This window comes from Nocardia sp. Marseille-Q1738 (genome assembly GCF_965283145.1).
In genome coordinates this window covers 257,418-274,996 of record NZ_CBDIMS010000005.1, presented here as the reverse complement: position 1 = coordinate 274,996, position 17,579 = coordinate 257,418, and the positions used below count along the sequence as shown (strand labels likewise).

Here is a 17,579-nt window from a genome sequence, read left to right as displayed (position 1 = left end):
GTGGCACGACTGCGAATCGAAGCGGTGTCGAAACAATTCGGCGCCACTCACGCGGTGCGCGAGGTGAGTCTCGACATCGCCGACGGCGAGTTCCTGGTGCTGCTCGGCCCCAGCGGGTGCGGCAAATCCACGCTGCTGCGCATGATCGCCGGTCTGGAGGACCCGACCGGCGGCCGAATCCTGCTGGACGACAACGACATCACCCACCAGGCACCACAGCGGCGCGACTTGGCCATGGTGTTCCAGAGCTATGCGCTCTACCCGCACCTGACCGTCGCGAAGAACATCGGGTTCCCGCTGCGCGCCCGGCGCACGCCTCGAGCGAAGATCGCCGAGCGGGTGTCGGAGGTGGCCGGGATACTCGGTCTCACCGAGCTGCTGCGCCGCAGGCCCGCCGCGCTGTCGGGCGGGCAGCGGCAGCGAGTGGCCCTGGCGCGCGCCATGGTTCGTGATCCCGGCGCGTTCCTGATGGACGAGCCGCTGTCCAACCTCGACGCCAAACTGCGCAGCGCGACCCGCGCCGAACTGATCGCTCTGCACCGGCGCCTCGGCGCGACCTTCCTGTACGTGACCCACGACCAGGTCGAGGCGATGACCATGGCCGACCGGATCGCGCTGCTCAACGAGGGCCGGGTGGAACAGGTGGGCACCCCGACCGAGCTCTACGACCGGCCCCGTTCGACTTTCGTCGCCGGTTTCCTCGGCGCGCCGCCGATGAACCTGTTCCCCGCCGTCGTCACCGAACGCGACGGCGCACTGCGCGTGGTGGCCGACGGCATCGATACCGAATTGGCCATCAGTGCCGGGGATTTCGGCGATGGCGTCGAGGTGGTGGCCGGTATCCGCCCGGAACAGCTGCGGCTGGATCCCAGCGGTTCCGACATTCGCGGCCGAGTCACGATGGTGGAGAACCTGGGCAGCGAAGAGCTCATCCACTTCACCACCGGCGATCGCACCCTCTGCGCCCGTGCGCCCCGGCCCGCGGGCGTCGCGGCCGACGACAGCATCGCGCTGCGGGTCGATCCGGCGCACATCCATCTGTTCCATGCCGCCTCCGGACTGCGCCTGACCTGGCAGGAGCCGCGGCAGGACGCCCGAATCGACAGCGCGGACGAACCCGTAGCCGTCGCCTGAACCAGCAACATCCCGACTCGATGAGGAGACACACCGTGAAACGCACCGCGCCCATTCTGGGCCTGGTGTTCGCAACCACCGTCGCGCTCAGCGCCTGCGGCGGACTCGGGAGCACCACCACCGACGCGAACACCGACACCGCGCTGATCCCGGAACTGAAGCCGGACCAGCAGGTGTCGATCGTGTTCGAGTCCTACAACTACGGACTCGCCGGCGCGTGGACCGACACCTTCAACTCCCTGATCGCCGATTTCCGCACGAAGTTCCCGAACATCACGGTGACCGCGCAGAAACCGCAGGGCAACAGCCCCAACCCGGCCACCGACACCGTCTCCAGCATCCAGAACCAGATGGTGGCCGGTGCGCCGCCGGACGTCGCGCAGCTCGGCTTCAGCGAGCTGGACTTCACCATTCACCAGCTCGGCGCCAAGCCGCTGGACACGCTGGTCGGCAAGCAAGAGGTGGAGCGTAACTTCGACGGCGCCGAGCACCAGTTCGCCCCGAAGGCCCGCACGCTGGCCGACTGGGACGGCCACACCTACGGCGTTCCCTTCGTGTTCTCCACTCCCGTGCTGTATTACAACGCCTCGCTGTTCGCCGAAGCGGGCCTCGATCCCGCGAAGCCCCCGGCCACCTGGCAGCAGGTCGCCGAGGCCGCGGCGGCGATCACCGGCAAGACCGGCAAGGGCGGCGTCTACATCGACTGCCTGACCAAGACCGCCAAGGACTGGTGCTTCCAGTCGCTGGTGCGTTCCAACGGCGGCCGGGTGATCTCCGAGGATCGCACCAAGCTCACCTTCGCCGACGCGCCCGCGGTCGAGGTGACGGCGATGAGCCAGCAGCTGGTCAACTCCGGCGCCATGCCCAAGTTCAACCAGAAGCAGGGTTACGAGGCGTTCGCCCGCGGTGAGATCGGCATGATCCTGGAGACCAGCGCGATCCAGGGCACGTTCGTCACGGGCGCCAAGGACAAGTGGGATCTGCGGTCGGCACCGATGCCGAGCTTCGCGGGCAAGCCCACCGTGCCGACGAATTCCGGTGCCTCGCTGCACATCCTGTCCAACGACCCGGCCAAGCAGCGCGCCGCATGGGAGCTGATCAAGTTCCTCACCAGCGAACCGGCCTACACCAAGATCTCGCAGGGCATCGGCTACCTGCCGCTGCGCACCGGCCTGATGGACGATCCGGACGGACTGCAGGCGTGGTCGAGGCAGAACCCGCTGCTGGCGCCGAACGTCGCCCAGCTGGCCGCGATGGAGCCGTGGATCTCCATGCCCGGCACCAACTACCTGCAGATCCGCGACGGCATGATGGAAGCCGTCGAGGCGATCGTGTTCCAGGGCAAGGACCCGCAGTCCACCCTCACCGCCGCTCGGGACCAGGGCGCCGAACTCCTTCCGGCGTCATGAGCGTGGCGACGATCGTCCAGCTCACCGACACCCATATCCGGCCCGCCGGGGAAATGGTGCACGGGATGGTGGACACCTACGCCAACCTCACCCACGTGTTGCAGCAGCTGCGCGCGTCGCGACAGCGCATCGACGCCCTGGTGCTCTCGGGCGATCTGACCGACACCGGGTCGCCCGAGGCGTATCGGCGGCTGCGCGGCGCGGTCGAGCCGGTGGCCGAGGAGCTCGGCGCGAAGACGGTCTACGTGATGGGCAACCATGACGAGCGCGGAGCCTTCGCCACCGAGCTGCTCGGAAAAGACGCCGCGGCGGTCGATCCCGAAGCCACACACGATCAGGTGGTCGATGTGGCGGGCTTGCGGGTGATCGCGCTGGACAGCACGACGCCGCGGCGGCACGACGGACGGCTGGAGGAGCGGCAGCTGGACTGGCTCGCCGACCAGCTGCGCGAACGCGCGCGGCACGGCACGCTGCTGGTGCTGCACCACCCGCCGATCCGCTCGCCGGTCGCGGCCACCGAGTACCTGCGGCTGGAACGACCGGAGCTGCTCGCCGAGGTGCTGGCGGGCTCGGACGTGCGATTGATCATCTGCGGGCACAACCACCTCACCGGCGCCGCGGCGCTCGCGGGGATTCCGGTCTGGATCGGTCCGGCGCTGTCCTACCGGATCGATCCGATCGCTCCGGCCGGTCGGCATCGGGGGTTGACCGGTTTCGGCTACAGCCGCATCGATCTGCTCGGCTCGACACTGGTGGCCACCGCCATCGAGGCGACGCCCGCCGAGACCGTCTACGACCGGCCCGAGCAGGACGTGCTCGAACAGCTCGCCGCGCTGGCCGCGGAGGCCGGGTGACCGCATGTTCGTCGTCGAATCCCCCGTGGTCCGTGCCGCGGACCTGGTAACCGCGGAGGCGTTCGATCCGGTCGCGTCGTCGCGCCGCCCCGCCCGGTTCCGCCGGGCGGGGCGGCACGCCGTGCCGTACCTGTATCTGGCGCCCGCGCTGGTGTTGCTGGTCGTGTGGATCTATCGGCCGCTGGTCCAAGCGTTCGAGCTGTCCACCTACTCCTGGAATCTGCTGCCGACCGCACCGATGAAACCGGTCGGCTTCGGCAATTACCAACGGTTGCTGGATCTTCCGGCCTTCTGGGACTCGGTCGGCCGCACCGCGGTGCTGATCGCGGGCATGCTGCCGTTCACCGTGCTGCTTCCGCTGCTGATCGCGCTGGCCAGCAGGCGGGTGCACGGCCGGGCGCGCACGGTCTACCACGCGTTCGTCTTCGCGCCGTTCCTCGTCGCGCCCGTCGCGGCGGCAGCCGTGTGGCGCTGGCTGCTGCACCCCGGCAGCGGCTTCGTCGACCAGGTCCTCGGCTCCGACCGCAACTGGGTCTACGACGCGAGCACAGCCCATGAGGTGATCATCGTGATCACCGGGTGGCAGCTGCTCGGATTCGCGGTGCTCGTGGTGTGGGCCGGGCTGGCCGGCATCAGCGGCGAGTACGACGAGGCCGCCCGGGTGGACGGTGCGAGCCCCGGTCAGATCCGCCGGTGGATCACTTTGCCGCTGCTGTCGCCCACGCTGTTGTTCCTGGTGCTCACGACGGTATTGCTCAGTCCCACTTTGACTTTCCCGCTGATCGACTCGATGACGCAGGGCGGCCCGGCACAAGCGACCACCAATATCTACTACCTGCTGTGGGATTACGCGTTCCACAGCTTCGACGCCGGACTCAGCGCCGCGGCCGGTGTGCTGCTGTTCGCCGGGTTCGGGGTGATCGCCGGAATCCTGGTGTGGATCTCGGAAAAGGTTGCCTTCCATGATGATTGACCGCCTGCGCACCGCTGGCAGCCACCTGCTGCTCACCGCCGCCGCCGTGCTGTGCGCGTTTCCGATCTACTGGCTGTTCGCCACATCGCTGCGGCGGCCCGAGGACGTGACCTCGCTGTCGCCGATCCCCTGGCCGATCTCGTTCGCCAACTACGGCGACGCGGCCGGCAAGGTCGACGTGCTGGGCCTGATCGGCAACACCTTCTTCGTCGCGGCGCTGTCGGCGGCGGGACAACTGCTCGTCGCACTGCTGGCCTCGTACGCGTTCGCGATGTACACCTTCCCGTTCCAGCGGATGCTCTACCTGGCCTTCGTCGGCACCTGGCTGGTTCCGTTCCAGGTGACCATGCTGCCCAACTACGTGCTGCTGACCAAACTCGGCCTGCTCAATTCCCTGATCGGCGTGGTGCTCCCGACGCTGTGCTCTGCACTCGCGGTCCTGCTGCTGCGCCAGCACATGGCGAACTTCCCGAAGGAACTCGTCGCCGCGGCGAAAATCGACGGCCGCTCCTCATGGTCGATCCTATGGACCGTCGTCGTGCCGAATCTACGACCCGCGCTTGCGGCGCTGGGGATCCTGCTGTTCATCAACGCGTGGAACGAATACTTCTGGCCCGCCATCGTACTACGTCGATCCAACAGCGTGCTGCAACTGGGCCTACGCAGTTTCATGGGCACCGAGGGCGACCAGTGGGGGCCCATGATGGCGGTAGCCAGCCTCGCCTGCCTGCCCGTGTTGCTTATGTATCTGCTGCTGCAACGCCACATCGTGAATGCGTTCGTGCGGTCAGGGTTGAAGTAGGGCGCGGGCCGGACGGCGCCCGGGCCGATTCGGTCCAGGCGCCTCGCGCATCGAACGTGTCCATGCGCCACCGGTGGGCGGTCAGTCGCCGTAATGGTCGTGTGTCTCGAACTCGCCGAAGTCGTCCTGTAGCCAGCCCAGGTCGCGCCAGGTCCCCGTGCCGTCGAGGGGGCCCGAATAGACGATTTCCAGGTAGCTGCCAGGCTGGTCGTCGAGCCGCAGGCGGCGGCGTCGGCTGTACAGGAACAGCGACACGCTGATGTCCGGCTGTCCGTCGATGTACTGCATACCGAGTACTCCCTCCCACGCCACCTGGAGGGATGGACCGGACGGCTCAGGACCTCGGACGAGACAGGAGAACCCGTCCTCGAGCTCGCTCGCGTTGACCACGGTGACCTGCTCGCCGAGGTGAGTGGCGAGGCTGGCGGCGAGGACGTCGATCGTCGACCTCCACCGGCTGGGTGATGGGTTGTCCTCGAGGCCATTCTCGACCGTCATGGCCAATCGCTCCTTTCCCAGCGCTCCCAGTCGGAAAACACCACTTCGTCGGCGCCGTCGACGGTGCGGATCTCGACATAATGCGGGCTGTCCGCCCATTGTTTCGGGCTGACCGGTCTGGGATTCGGGTCCCTCTTTTCGATCAAACCATAGAGAGCATCCCGGCCGTCGTCATTGGACATCCCCCGCGGACCTCCTCTGTGATGTATGTCCGCTGAACGAGCACCCACAGTGCAACTATGCCGACCTGAGCATCGAGTCGGCCGAATATTTGCTATTCTGCCGGTGTTCATTTGTCACAAGCGCTCCCAGCTGCGCTGCAACTCCGCTCGACGCGAGATTCTGCAAATGTCGAGCATTGGGTCATGACAATGGAATTGGGGGCAGATCACTTTCAGACCGATTGTTGCATTGCTGATTCAGGCGATTGATCGCCTCTCGAGTCGATGTAACTCGGGTTGCGCGGATCGGGATTGTTTGTGCCACGGACTGTTTCGGCTGCGGTCGACGAGCTGTGGGGTCGGTTGGATACGATGCCTCGTCACAGACGCCGAGGATTCGTGTCTACCACTTCTGTCCGCGCCAGCATGCTTCGGCCGAGTGGTTCGGGTGGACACCGAGGGCGCGCAGGTCGTTGTCGCAGTACGCCCAGCCATCGCCCCCATAGTTGGCTGCCGCCTTGGTGCACGCGTCGGTGGCTTTGTCTCCGACCGAGTAACCCAGGTGGTCGAGATACCAGGTGCAGTCAGCCGTATCCGCCTGCGCCGGGCCCGCCGTGACGACGGCGAGCGCGGAAGCCGCGACGGCCGTGGCAGCCACCGCGGCGATTCTCGGGAGGCCCTTTCTCATCGAATGTTCCGTTCAGGTCGAATTACTCACCGGAGTGCGGGCCGACCTCCGCGCGTTCGGCCCGAGCGAGCTGCCGCGCGCCTTTCGTCACCGGCACTTGGCCGCCGAGGTGGCCAACTCACCACCGTGCCCGGCCGCACGCCTCGTTCGCGTGTCCTTGGGCGACCCGAAGGTCGTAAAGAGCCTGAAGACACAGGGCGGTGCCGACGGCGCCCTCGCCACTCAGGCACGCGTTGTATGTCCTTTCGCCGGCAACGTAGCCGACACTTTCCAGATACCACACGCATTCAGCCGCGTCGGCCTGAGCGGGCGCTGCGGCGAAGAGAGTGCAGGCTGTCGCGGCAGCGGTCGTGGCGGCCGATGCCGCGATCCTTCGAATGGTTGTATGCATCGAATCATCCCCTTGGTTTCCTGACACGCCGGAATGGGTTCGCGCCGTTGCGAACCCGTCCGGCTCCGATCACCCCCTGGATCGGAAACGTTGGTACCGAGTTCAGTATGTCGGGACGGGAAGTGTCGGTCCTTGTCCATTCGCGCAGCGGACTTGCCTATTCGCGCAGGAGGGCGTTATGGCGGTAGTCGCTGGGCGGCAGGCCGAATGCCTTACGGAAGACGCGGCTGAAGTGCGCCGGGTCGGTGAACCCCCACTGGGCCGCGATCGAATGAATGGGTCGGCGGCGCAAATACGGGTTGACCAGATCGCGGCGGCAGCGTTCCAATCGGCGTCGGCGTATCCAGGCCGCCGGGGTGGTCTCGTCCGTCGCGAACAGTTGCTGCAGCGTGCGCAGGGAGATGTGGTGGGCATCGGCGATCGTCTTCGGCGTCAGGGCGGGGTCACCGAGTCGCTGTTCGATGAAGCCGTTGATCTGCAATCGCAGAGCACGTCGACGCGAATCGGGTGCCAGCATCTCCTCGGCGTCCATGGGTGCGGCGAGCACAGCAGACAGCAGATCCACGGTGACGGAGGTGAGTGTGGGTGCGTCGGCGGGGCTGTACTCGTCGGCCCGAGTGGTGAGATCGGTCAGCCAGCGGGCGAATGCAGCGCCTATGCCGTGGTGTGCGCCGAAGGGAATGGCGGTGAGCCGGTCGATCCCGTCGGCGGGCAGCGGCAGCAGCGCCCGGGAGATCTGCAGCGTCATGGATCGACCACCGAGACCGCAAGAACGCCACCCTTCGAACGGGCGGGAGGTGTCGAACAGGGCGAACTCACCGACACCGAAGATCGTCTCCCTGCCCGCCTGACGGATCGCAGCCTCACCGTCTAGCACAAGGTTGACCTGGTAGGCCTCCGGATCGGACTGCCGGATCAGCTTCGGAGTCCGCGCAACCTGCACCGACGGGTAGGACATCGCGGAGATCTGCACGCCTTCCCAGGTCACCGTCCGCGCCCGGGCGGAAAAGCCCTCCTCGGTGGTGCTGCGCATCCGGGTTGGAATGAGTTCCCGATCCATGAGGTCCAGCCAGCACGCCAACTGGTCCTCGCTCGATAGGCTCTCTGTGCTGAACTCGGTCACCAGCATCGCTACCTATCGCCCTTCGATTGGCGTGGGTGGGCACCTGCCGAACGAGCCGCGATAACCGTTGTGTTTTCAATCGCGCGAGAAAGTGATGTGGCGGTAGTCGCTGGGTGGCAGGCCGAATGCCGTACGGAACACGCGGCTGAAGTGGGCCGGGTCCGTGAACCCCCACCGGGCGGCGATCGCGTGAATGGGGCGTGACCGTAGGAGCGGATTGGCCAGGTCGCGGCGGCAGCGTTCCAGGCGGTGCCGCCGGATCCAGGCCGCCGGGGTTGTGGCGTCCGCGGCGAACAGCTTCTGCAACGTACGCAGGGAAATGTGATGGGCATCCGCGACCGCCTTCGGCGTCAGGGCTGGGTCACCGAGTCGCTGTTCGATGAAGCTGTCGATCTGTAACCGCAGGCAGCGTCGCCGCGAATCAGGGGGCAGGATCTCCTGCGCCTCCAGCGGCGCGGCCAGCGCGGCGGACAACAGGTCCACGGTGACCGAGGTGAGTGTGGGTGCGTCCGCGGGCGTGAACTCACCAGCACGTGCGGTGAGGTCCACCAGCCACCGAGCGAACAATGCGCCGACGCCGTGATGCGCGCTGAAGGGGACCGCGGTGAGCCGGTCGATCCGGTTGGCGGGCAACGGCAGCAACGCCCGGCTGAGCAGAAGGCTGATGGACGGGCTGTCGAGGCGGCTGGAACTCCGCCGGCTCTCGAACGGGCGGGACGTGTCGAGCACAGTGAACTGACCGGCCGACAAGTGCGCTTCCCTACCCGATTGGCGGATCATGGTCTCACCCTCGGCAACAAGGCTGACCTGGTAGGACTCCGGATCGGATTTTCGGATCAGCTTCGGAGTCCGCTGGGCGTGTACGGACGGATTTGCCAGCGCGGAGACCTGCACGCCGTCCCATGCCAGCACCCGCGCTGAGGCAGGGAAGCCGTTACCGGTGGCGCTGCGAAGCCGAAGGGGAACGAACCCCTGATCCATAAGGTCGAACCAGCAGTCCAGCTGGTCCGCCCTCGGCAACCCTAAGGTGCTGAACTCATGGACAAGCATGGCCACCCCTTGCGAACGCCTGCGATTCATATTGTGCCGCAATATGATCCGACTATCCGCTCCCGGCCCGACAGTTCGGGGATGGAGCGCACCCATCTCAGATATGTGCCCCTGCAGTAGGCCACGCCGCAGGGGGTTCGGCCCGGTGCGGTGGTCTCGATCGACGACCGCTCATCGTCGGGAAAGCGGGCTTCGTTCGTGCAGATCGGGGCAGTTTCGGAGCCGTCACGGTGCTTCGCACAATTCGTCCGCGGCGCGGCGGATTTCGGGAACGCTCAGACCGATTGCCGGATATAGGACGCCCTCATCCGTGTCCTTCCTGCGAACGGCGCGACCGCGCGGGTCACCCCTGCGATCACGCCCTCACAAGCAAGGCTGGCCGACGACGCCGACTCAGAATCCCCGAAGCCGGTCAGGGACGATGCGAACCGGAACCGAGTAGTCGGCGAAGAACTGCTCCCTGGTCATCCCGATATCGACCAATCCCTCGGTGTACTTCTCGACGAAAGCATCGAGTTCGGAGGCGGAAGCACCCGCGGCATCGACCTGGGCCGTGCCGGTGAACACGACCACGTCGCCGCCGGTGGCCGTGCTGTTGAAGTTCAGCGAAACACGCGGGTCGGCGGCGATATTGCGCAGCTTGGGGGTACCCGGTTGGGTGAAGATCAGGAACGCCTCGTCGCGCCATTGGAACCAGACCGGATTGGGTTGCGGTGTGCCGCTCGGGCTTACGGTGGTGAGCCAGATGATGGCCTCCTGCGTGAGGCGTTTGGACACTTTCACGCCGAAGTCGGAGTTCGAGTCGATGAGGGGCGAAGAACTGGACATGCGATCTCCTTGCGAGATGTCGGTCGAACCTGTTCGAAATTCGTCAACCCGCCAACTCTCCGTCGCCATTGCGGCCGAGAGTGGACGAAGTACGGTGTGTTTGCACTAGTTCATAAGAGCCGGACCGAGTCGGCGACCGGAGGTGTTCGGTCGGAAAACGGGGCGCCGTCCGTCAGCGGCGGTGGCCTCCCCATCACCGCGTCGATGATAATACGCCGGATCTGCCGGTCGGCGACCGTCCGGGCGAAGTCGGTCACCGACACACCATGGTCGTCGACGATCACCGGCCCGCCGCGTTGGAACTCCGCGGCGAACCGCTCATCACCCAGCGCACCGCGCACGGCCGCGGAGATCCGTTCGACATCCATTCGCTCGCCACTCGCCAGCGGCGCGCCCGTCGAAGCACGCGCCCTCGTCGCCGCGCCGAGCAGCCGAGCCGCCCGGTCGAACTGGTCGGCCAGTGCCGCGGCCCCCGCCAAACCTTCGACAGCGAGGGCAACCGCCCGGATGTCGCCTGTCGCCGATGCCGCCGACAGGCTCTCGGCGTGCAGTTTCCACGCGGACTCGAGATCTCCGCGCAATTCGGCGATGAATCCGAGCTCGGCCAGCACGAGAGCCACTCCATTGTGTGCCTCTATCGCGGCGAGCCAGCCCAGCCATCGAGTCAGGTGTTTCTCGGCGTCGTCCAACCGCCCTTGGCGTCGCGCGCTCAATCCCAACCCGATCTCGGCGAAACCCTCACCGAGCCGGTTGGCGTGGCTCGCGGCCAGCCGCAAGGAACGGTGATGCAGTTCGTCCGCGGTCGCGAACTCTCCCCGCAGTAACGCGATCCGCCCGAGTAAGGCGAGTTTGTGCGCTGTTTCGGTCCAGAGACCGAGATCCTCCACGATCCGCAACCCTTCATGGTGCAGGTCGTTCGCGTCGTCGTAGCGCCCCTCGAACTCGGCGAGCACGGCCAGCGCCTCGATGGCCTTGAGCCGGCCCCATCGATCGCCGACTTCGTCGAAGATCGCCGCACTCGTTTCCGCGTGATCGCGCACCACGGCCAATTCGCTGCGCGCCGTACCCTGAGCGGCGCGCAGGCTCAGCGACGCCGCGATCCCCCAGCTGTCATCCAGCGACCGGAACGTCGCCAAGGCGCGTCCGACGCGATCCTCGCTTTCCGGCAACGCACCCGAATACCATTGCGCGTAGCCGAGAAACCATTCGCCGCGCGCGAGTGCGCACAGCTCAGCGGCTGTCTCGTCACCGGTGAGCGCAGGTGACGGACTGACCAGCTGATCGGCTTCCCCGATCAGCAACGCCATGCCCGCCTGCCACCGCAGGATGGTCGCGCGCTCGACCGGGCGCAACTCCCCGGCCATCGCGCTCACCGCGCGGAGATATCGATGTGCCTCGGTAAGCCTGCCGCGGAGAAATCCGAACCAGGTCAGCGAGTTCACCAGCCGCATGGCAAGCCGGGCGTCGCGGCGGCCGATCGCGAAATCGGCCGCCTTGCGGATGTTGGGCGATTCGACGTCGAGCCATTCGAGCCAGTGACGCTGATCGGGGCCACGCAGCTCGGCACCGGCACGCTCGCCGAGCTCGGCGTAATGCGTCGCATGCTGCAACCGCAGTTCGACGAGCATCCCCGCCGTCTCCAGATGCTCGACGCAGTACGCCGCTATCGACTCCAGCAGCCGGTAGCGAGGTCCATGTTGCGCTTCCTGCATGACCACCAACGACTGGTCGACCAATCGGGTCAGCGCACCGAAAATCTCGTGGTCTTCGGCCGGATCGCCGGCCAATGACAGCGCGGCGGGCAGCGAGCAGTCTTCAGCGTGAATCGCCAGCCAGCACAATACGTCACGTTCGGCGCCGGACAACAGTTCCCAGCTCCAGTCGATCGCGGCGCGCAGGGTTCGGTGCCGGTCCGGCGCATCCCGGAATCCGCCCGCGAGAACCTGGAAGCGGCGATCGAGCTGGATCAGCAATTCGTGCACTCCGAGGACCCGGACCTTCGTCGCGGCGAGTTCCAATGCCAGCGGAATCCCATCGAGCCGTCGGCAAATCGCGATGACGTCCTCGAAGTTGGCCTCGTCGAAGCGCAGACCGGGTGCCCTCGCGGCGAACAGCTGCGCGGCACTCGACGCGCTGAGCAGCTCCGGGCGCGCAGTATCGGCGGCAGGCAGTTCGAGCGGATCGACGGATCTGATCGTCTCACCGCGTACCGCCAACGGCGACCGGCTGGTCGCCAGTATCCGGCAGTCCGCCGACTCCGCGAGAATGGCCTCCACCAGCGCGGCCGCGGCGTCGACGACATGCTCGCAGTTGTCCAGAACCAGCATCGCGCGCCGGGAGCGCAGGAACGCCACGACCCGGTCCACCGAGTTCAGCCGTGCCTGTGGCGGTGGTCCCGGTGGGACGTTCACATCGATGCTCAACACCGAGAGAACCGCGTCGGCCAGCACCTCGGGCCCGTGCGAGCGATCGAGGGCATCGAATTCGACCAACCAGATACCGTCGGCGAAGCTGTCGACCATGCTGCTCGCGACGGCCAGGGCGAGGCGGGATTTTCCGACACCGCCGGGACCGACCAAGGTGATGAGCCGGTCCGATCCGATGCGCGTTATCACCTCCTGGACCGCCGAGTCCCGGCCGATCAGCGCGTTCGGCGGCTCGGGGAGATTGTGACCGAGTGCCTTGCCCCCCAGTGATATCGGTTCGGGCCGGAGTCCGGCATCTTGTTCCAGGATGGCCCGGTGCAGCTCGACGAGCTCCCGGCTCGGGTCGGCTCCCCGGGTCTCGGCGAGCAACGTGCGCAGCTCGTTGAAGCTGTCGAGGGCGTCGGCGGCACGGCCGCACCGATACAGCGCGCGCATCTGAATCGACCGCAGCCTTTCGCGCAACGGGTGCTCCCGGACCAGCTCGTTGATCTCCGCGATCAGCATCCGATGCTCGCCGAGTTCCAGCCGAACCTCCGCCAGCTCACTGCGTGCCGCGATCCGCGCCTCGTCGAGCCGGGCCGAGGCCTCCGCGCTGAACGGCAGGTCGACGAAGTCGGCGAAAGCGGGACCGCGCCACAGGGCCAATGCCTCCCGCAACAGGCTCGCCCGCACCCGCAGATCCATCGAAGCCTGGGCCCGCGCGATGAGTTCGAGGAACCGCGTCGAATCCAGGCGGTGCGGTTCGGCACGCAGAAGGTAGCCAGCAGGTGTCGTCACGATGTATTCTCGACCCCCCGGTTCGGCATCCTCCAGTGCGCGACGCAATTGCGACACCTTGGTGTGCAACGACCTGGTCGGGTTGGTGGGCGCGGACCCCGGCCACAGGTCATCGATCAGCCGGTCCGTGGACACGGGCACACCGACATGGGCGATGAGATCGGCGAGCAATGCCCGGACCAGCGACTCCGGTATCGATACCGTGTCGCCGTCATCCGTTGCGACGTCCAACGGGCCCAACACCCCAAAACGCACGCCCCAATCCTACTCACACCGATCAGCAACCTCGCGACCCAAAAAGCTACGGACACTTCGGAAGTGAGCCCGAAGCAGACCCGAAGCACGATTCGCCACAATGGTGCCGAACGACCAGCACGGGCCACCGAAGTGAGGGAGTCGAGCGGTGACGGATAGTGGCCCGATCGTTCGAATCGCGTGTGCCGCGACCCGCCTCCAGTGCGGGCCGCTCATGTCCCATCTGCCGGATCTGGGGAGGACTCCGCTCCCGGGACAGGCACCGCACCAGCGCCTCCAATGTCGTCGGCGCGCGGACAGTGGGGTCCCGGCATCGGGTCCCACGAGCCCGATCCGTTCCGTCGCCTGCTCGGCAGATCAACGAAAGATGTTGCCGGGAAAGGGATTCGGAACTGGGCCGTCCGTGAATCAGCACAATCAGCTACCTGTTGATCAGGGGGAACCGTGTTGTTCAGCGTTCTCGGGCCTCTCGAGGTTCACCACAATGGAAAGCCGCTGCGCCTCGGAGGCGTGAAGCAGCGGGCAACTCTCGCGTACCTACTCCTTCATCCCAATACCGTCGTCCCGGCCAGTCAGCTGCTCGATGCCTTGTGGCCCGACGAGGCGATGCCGACCTCGGCCCGGAAAATCTTGCACAATGCGGTCTGGGGACTGCGCAATCTCTTCCCCGGCGACAGCAGCGAACCGATCGCACTGATCAGCCGACCGCCGGGGTACATGCTCGAGGTCGACACCGACCGCATCGACCTCTACCGGTTCTACCGGCTCGCCGACCTCGGTCGTGCCGCCGCGGCGGCAGGCGATCTGGACGCGGGTGCCGCCCGGCTCGGTGAATCCCTGTCCTTATGGCGCGGTTCGGCGCTGTCCGATCTCACCGAGCACGGTGTCGACTGGCCGAAGCTGGCCGCCGCCGAGGATGCCCGAATGTCGGTGTCGGAGGACTACTTCGAGATCGAACTCAGGCGCGGTAACCACGCCAAGGTAGTCGATGCGCTGAGCGCGCTGGCCGAGTCCAACCAGCTGCGCGAACGATCCTGCGGGCAACTCATGCTCGCGCTGTATCGCAACCAACGACCATCCGACGCGCTCGCCGTCTACACGGCGTGGCGGAACAACCTCATCGAGAATCACGGTCTGGAACCGGGTTCCGAACTGCAGCAGCTACAGCAAGCCATTCTGCGGCAGAGCCCGTCGCTACTGCTGCCCGGCGCCGCGTCGAAAGCCGCGCTGCCACCCGAACACCGCGGCGGCACCGGACCGAACGGGGCTACCGACCTGTCGTCCCACCGGGCCGGTCGGGTGGTCGCACCGGCTGCCGAGGTCACCCACGCCACTGTGTTGTTCATCCAGGTCGACCAGGCGGACAGTACACCGGGTCCGATCGCCGACACCCCCATGATCGGAGATCGGTTCCTGCCGACCATTCGAGCCACGGTCGAATCGCTCGGCGGCATCGTTGTCGGCGTCATCTGCTCCACCGTCATCACGGTGTTTCCCGCACCGTGCGAGGTGCACGACGTGGTGGCCGCGGCGATTCACTTGAACCGCTGGGTCACCGCGGTGCGGACGGAAATCGCTTCGGGTATCGCGCCGCGGTTCCGGGCCGCGGTGGTGACCGGCGAGTGCGAAGGACGGCTGCCGAAGACGTATGCCGACCTCCGCAATAAGAGCATGTACTGCGATCTCTTCGACGACTGCGAGCGATTACTGTTCCAAGCGCCCGACGGTGTGGTGACGGTCAGCTGGCGCGCCCGGCGCGAGAGCGAGCACGTGATCCGCTACCTGCGGCATCCGACCGGGCACTGGCATGCGCTGGGCATCGGCGTCGCGTCCGGCGACGCCCACGCTTCCAGCGGCGAACCCGACCCGGACGTCCGGATGCTGCTCGGGCTGCGTGAGCGGGTCCGGCATCGGGCGGTGTCGCATCTGGTCGCGGTGGTCGCGCCCGCCGCGGCGTGTGCACGGCAGGTGGCTGGCGAGTACCGCAATATCCTGCTGGGACAGGGAGATTCGGACCTGATCCTGTGTGCCCGGTTCGGCGGTGCCGATCACCTCGAGATGCATCGGACGATGCTGGCCGACGTGTGCGGATTCCGGGCCGATGACCCGCCCGCGGAGATCTCGGCGAAACTCGCCGACGCGGCACGCCACCCACAACGCCCACCGAACGCGGTACGCCAGCTCGCCGAGACGCTGTATCCGCTGGCCACCTCGACGGGGCCAACCGATCCGATCCAGGCACGCACGATGTTCGCCGCCTGGACCGAATTGCTGTGCGCGAAAGCCGGACTGCAGCCGACGACGCTGATCTTCGAAGACGCCCACCTGGCCGATCAGGCGAGCCTGGACTTCCTCGAAACACTGCTCGACCGTGCCGAACACGCCCCGCTGCTCGTCGTCCTGACCGGTGAGGGTTCGCTGGCCCGCAGCCGGTTCGCGCGCATTACGGGCACGAGGGAATCCACGCTCATCACCTGCGATATCGGACCGGGCAGGCAACCCGCCGATCGCAGGCAGACGAATACCCGCACCACCGATGCCGACCGGCCCGCGACGGTAATCGCCGCGAGCTGAGCCGAGCTGTCCGCTGTGGCCTAACCAGAATGGAAGAGGAAACGACCTGATGACCGAACCGTTGACCATCCGGCCCGACGATGCGCGCTACCGCGGGCTGACATCCGGTTCCAATACCCGGTGGGTGGGATCCCCGGACTACATCCGACTGGTGTGGTCCACCGAGCAGGTCGTCGACGCCCTGCAGCAGGCGGTCGACGCGAACCGCCGAGTCGTCGTGCGCAGTGGCGGACACTGCGATGAGGACTTCACGGCGAACGCGGACGTCCGGGTGGTGATCGACGTATCGGGAATGGACGCGGTGTACTTCGACGCGGCGATGGGCGCGTTCGCCGTCGCCCCGGGGGCGACCCTCGGCCGGGTCTACGCGACGCTCTACAAGGGCTGGGGGGTGACCCTGCCCGGCGGTACCTGTCCTACCGTCGGCGCGGGAGGCCACATCGCCGGTGGCGGGTACGGCGCGCTCTCGCGGCTGCACGGGCTCATCATCGATCACCTCTACGCCGTCGAAGTGGTCGTGGTCGACGCGGACGGCAGGGCGCGAGCGGTCGTCGCGACCAGGGAACCCGGCGATCCGCACCGCGATCTGTGGTGGGCCCACACCGGTGCCGGCGGCGGCAATTTCGGCATCGTGACCCGGTATTGGTTCCGTTCACCCGAGACCGCGGGGGACGATCCCACCGGGCTGCTGCCCACGCCGCCCACCGAGCTGATCGTCTCCGATGTCTCGTGGGCATGGGATACCCTCGACGAGGCCGGATTCGCCCGCCTGGTGACCAATTTCGGCGAATGGCACGAACGGCACGCCGGGCCCGACGCCGCCCACCTGAGCCTCTACAGCCAGTTGAAGATCCAGCACCGTTCGGCGGGATCGTTCCGGATGAGCACCCAGATCGACGCGGGCGAGCCGGACGCGGAACGCACTCTCGACACCTTCCTCGCCGAGGTCGGCGCGGGCACGGGTGCGACCTACACGGTGAACGACCGCAGCCGGGTCCCGTGGTTCTACGCCGTGAAGGAATGGTTCGGGTTCGTCGAAGCCGCGGTGGCCCGCTGGAAGGTGAAGTCCGCGTATATGCGCCGGGCCCTGCCCGCGCCGCAGATCGACGCGCTGTACCGGCAATTGACCCGGGACGACTATCCGCACCCGTACGCTATGGTCGCCCTGGTCAGCTACGGCGGCAGGATCAACGCGGTACCAGCGGGCGCGACCGCCGCGGCACAACGCGATTCGATTCTGAAATTGATGTACGTCACCTTGTGGACCGACCCGGGCGAGGACGACCGGCACGATCGCTGGGTGCGCGAATGCTATGCCGACGTCTATGCGGCGACGGGCGGCGTACCGGTTCCGGGTGAGGACACCGACGGCTGTTTCATCAACTACGCCGACGCCGATATGGCCGACCCGGCCTACAACAGCTCGGGCGTGGCCTGGCACAGCCTCTACTTCAAGGACAACTACCCGGCCCTGCAAGCCGCCAAAGCGAAATGGGACCCGCGGGACGTGTTCTCGCACCGGCTGTCGATCCGACCGGCCTGAAGTCATGGTTTCGATGGGCGACCACGCTGTCGCCCATCGAAACCTCACCTCAGCGCCCTGGTTCCCGAAGACACCATGACGTGGGCGGCTCCT

At 66.7% G+C, this 17,579-nt stretch carries 14 protein-coding genes; 7 read left to right on the top strand and 7 right to left on the bottom strand.

The window, feature by feature from the left end; translation table 11 throughout:
- The 5 genes from ACWPXK_RS20630 to ACWPXK_RS20610 are packed head-to-tail and all read left to right on the top strand — an operon-like array spanning position 1 to position 5,172.
- Positions 1-1,134, top strand: a complete 1,134-nt coding sequence (locus tag ACWPXK_RS20630) for an ABC transporter ATP-binding protein (RefSeq protein ID WP_454197790.1) — start codon at positions 1-3, stop codon at positions 1,132-1,134.
- A gap of 35 nt (positions 1,135-1,169) precedes the next feature.
- On the top strand, positions 1,170-2,543 hold the full coding sequence (locus tag ACWPXK_RS20625) for an ABC transporter substrate-binding protein (protein ID WP_454197789.1): 1,374 nt from the start codon (positions 1,170-1,172) through the stop codon (positions 2,541-2,543).
- Positions 2,540-3,397 (top strand): metallophosphoesterase, encoded by an 858-nt coding sequence (locus tag ACWPXK_RS20620; protein ID WP_454197788.1) that lies wholly within the window; start codon positions 2,540-2,542, stop codon positions 3,395-3,397. The genes ACWPXK_RS20625 and ACWPXK_RS20620 overlap by 4 nt, the downstream gene beginning before the upstream one ends.
- A 4-nt stretch (positions 3,398-3,401) precedes the next feature.
- Positions 3,402-4,370: a carbohydrate ABC transporter permease gene (locus tag ACWPXK_RS20615; protein ID WP_454197787.1), complete on the top strand. Its 969-nt coding sequence runs from the start codon at positions 3,402-3,404 to the stop codon at positions 4,368-4,370.
- Positions 4,360-5,172 (top strand): carbohydrate ABC transporter permease, encoded by an 813-nt coding sequence (locus ACWPXK_RS20610; protein WP_454197786.1) that lies wholly within the window; start codon positions 4,360-4,362, stop codon positions 5,170-5,172. The genes ACWPXK_RS20615 and ACWPXK_RS20610 overlap by 11 nt, the downstream gene beginning before the upstream one ends.
- An 81-nt stretch (positions 5,173-5,253) precedes the next feature.
- Here the strand turns inward: ACWPXK_RS20610 and ACWPXK_RS20605 are convergent, their stop codons facing one another.
- The 7 genes from ACWPXK_RS20605 to ACWPXK_RS20575 form a co-directional block, all read right to left on the bottom strand.
- Positions 5,254-5,670, bottom strand: coding sequence for a hypothetical protein (locus tag ACWPXK_RS20605; RefSeq protein ID WP_454197785.1), 417 nt, complete (start codon positions 5,668-5,670; stop codon positions 5,254-5,256).
- Complete coding sequence (locus ACWPXK_RS20600) at positions 5,667-5,852, bottom strand: hypothetical protein (protein WP_454197784.1); 186 nt, start codon at positions 5,850-5,852, stop codon at positions 5,667-5,669. Before ACWPXK_RS20600 ends, ACWPXK_RS20605 begins: the two co-directional genes overlap by 4 nt.
- Positions 5,853-6,234: 382 nt before the next feature.
- Entirely contained in the window at positions 6,235-6,489 is a 255-nt protein-coding gene (locus ACWPXK_RS20595) for a hypothetical protein (RefSeq protein ID WP_454197783.1), read from the bottom strand.
- Positions 6,490-7,067: 578 nt separating this feature from the next.
- The gene (locus ACWPXK_RS20590; RefSeq protein WP_454197782.1) at positions 7,068-8,033 is read right to left on the bottom strand and encodes an AraC-like ligand-binding domain-containing protein; all 966 of its coding nucleotides are present in this window, start codon (positions 8,031-8,033) and stop codon (positions 7,068-7,070) included.
- Between the two features lie 75 nt (positions 8,034-8,108).
- Complete coding sequence (locus ACWPXK_RS20585) at positions 8,109-9,014, bottom strand: AraC-like ligand-binding domain-containing protein (RefSeq protein WP_454197781.1); 906 nt, start codon at positions 9,012-9,014, stop codon at positions 8,109-8,111.
- A 462-nt stretch (positions 9,015-9,476) separates the two neighbouring features.
- A complete protein-coding gene (locus ACWPXK_RS20580) occupies positions 9,477-9,911 on the bottom strand; it encodes a TIGR03667 family PPOX class F420-dependent oxidoreductase (protein ID WP_454197780.1) in 435 nt (144 codons plus the stop codon).
- A 110-nt stretch (positions 9,912-10,021) separates the two neighbouring features.
- Positions 10,022-13,369: a BTAD domain-containing putative transcriptional regulator gene (locus ACWPXK_RS20575; protein ID WP_454197779.1), complete on the bottom strand. Its 3,348-nt coding sequence runs from the start codon at positions 13,367-13,369 to the stop codon at positions 10,022-10,024.
- A 510-nt stretch (positions 13,370-13,879) separates the two neighbouring features.
- Here ACWPXK_RS20575 and ACWPXK_RS20570 point away from each other — a divergent pair.
- Positions 13,880-15,943 (top strand): BTAD domain-containing putative transcriptional regulator, encoded by a 2,064-nt coding sequence (locus tag ACWPXK_RS20570; protein ID WP_454197778.1) that lies wholly within the window; start codon positions 13,880-13,882, stop codon positions 15,941-15,943.
- 49 nt (positions 15,944-15,992) lie between these two features.
- Positions 15,993-17,486, top strand: a complete 1,494-nt coding sequence (locus ACWPXK_RS20565) for an FAD-binding oxidoreductase (RefSeq protein WP_454197777.1) — start codon at positions 15,993-15,995, stop codon at positions 17,484-17,486.
- Positions 17,487-17,579 lie beyond the last annotated feature (93 nt).

Excerpts from the sequence above, each read along its gene's own strand:
- ACWPXK_RS20585 (WP_454197781.1), bottom strand. The coding sequence starts at position 9,014 with ATGGATCAGGGGTTCGTTCCCCTTCGGCTTCGCAGCGCCACCGGTAAC.
- ACWPXK_RS20580 (WP_454197780.1), bottom strand. The coding sequence starts at position 9,911 with ATGTCCAGTTCTTCGCCCCTCATCGACTCGAACTCCGACTTCGGCGTG.
- ACWPXK_RS20620 (WP_454197788.1), top strand. The coding sequence starts at position 2,540 with ATGAGCGTGGCGACGATCGTCCAGCTCACCGACACCCATATCCGGCCC.
- ACWPXK_RS20610 (WP_454197786.1), top strand. The coding sequence starts at position 4,360 with ATGATGATTGACCGCCTGCGCACCGCTGGCAGCCACCTGCTGCTCACC.
- ACWPXK_RS20600 (WP_454197784.1), bottom strand. The coding sequence starts at position 5,852 with ATGTCCAATGACGACGGCCGGGATGCTCTCTATGGTTTGATCGAAAAG.
- ACWPXK_RS20615 (WP_454197787.1), top strand. The coding sequence starts at position 3,402 with ATGTTCGTCGTCGAATCCCCCGTGGTCCGTGCCGCGGACCTGGTAACC.
- ACWPXK_RS20605 (WP_454197785.1), bottom strand. The coding sequence starts at position 5,670 with ATGACGGTCGAGAATGGCCTCGAGGACAACCCATCACCCAGCCGGTGG.
- ACWPXK_RS20565 (WP_454197777.1), top strand. The coding sequence starts at position 15,993 with ATGACCGAACCGTTGACCATCCGGCCCGACGATGCGCGCTACCGCGGG.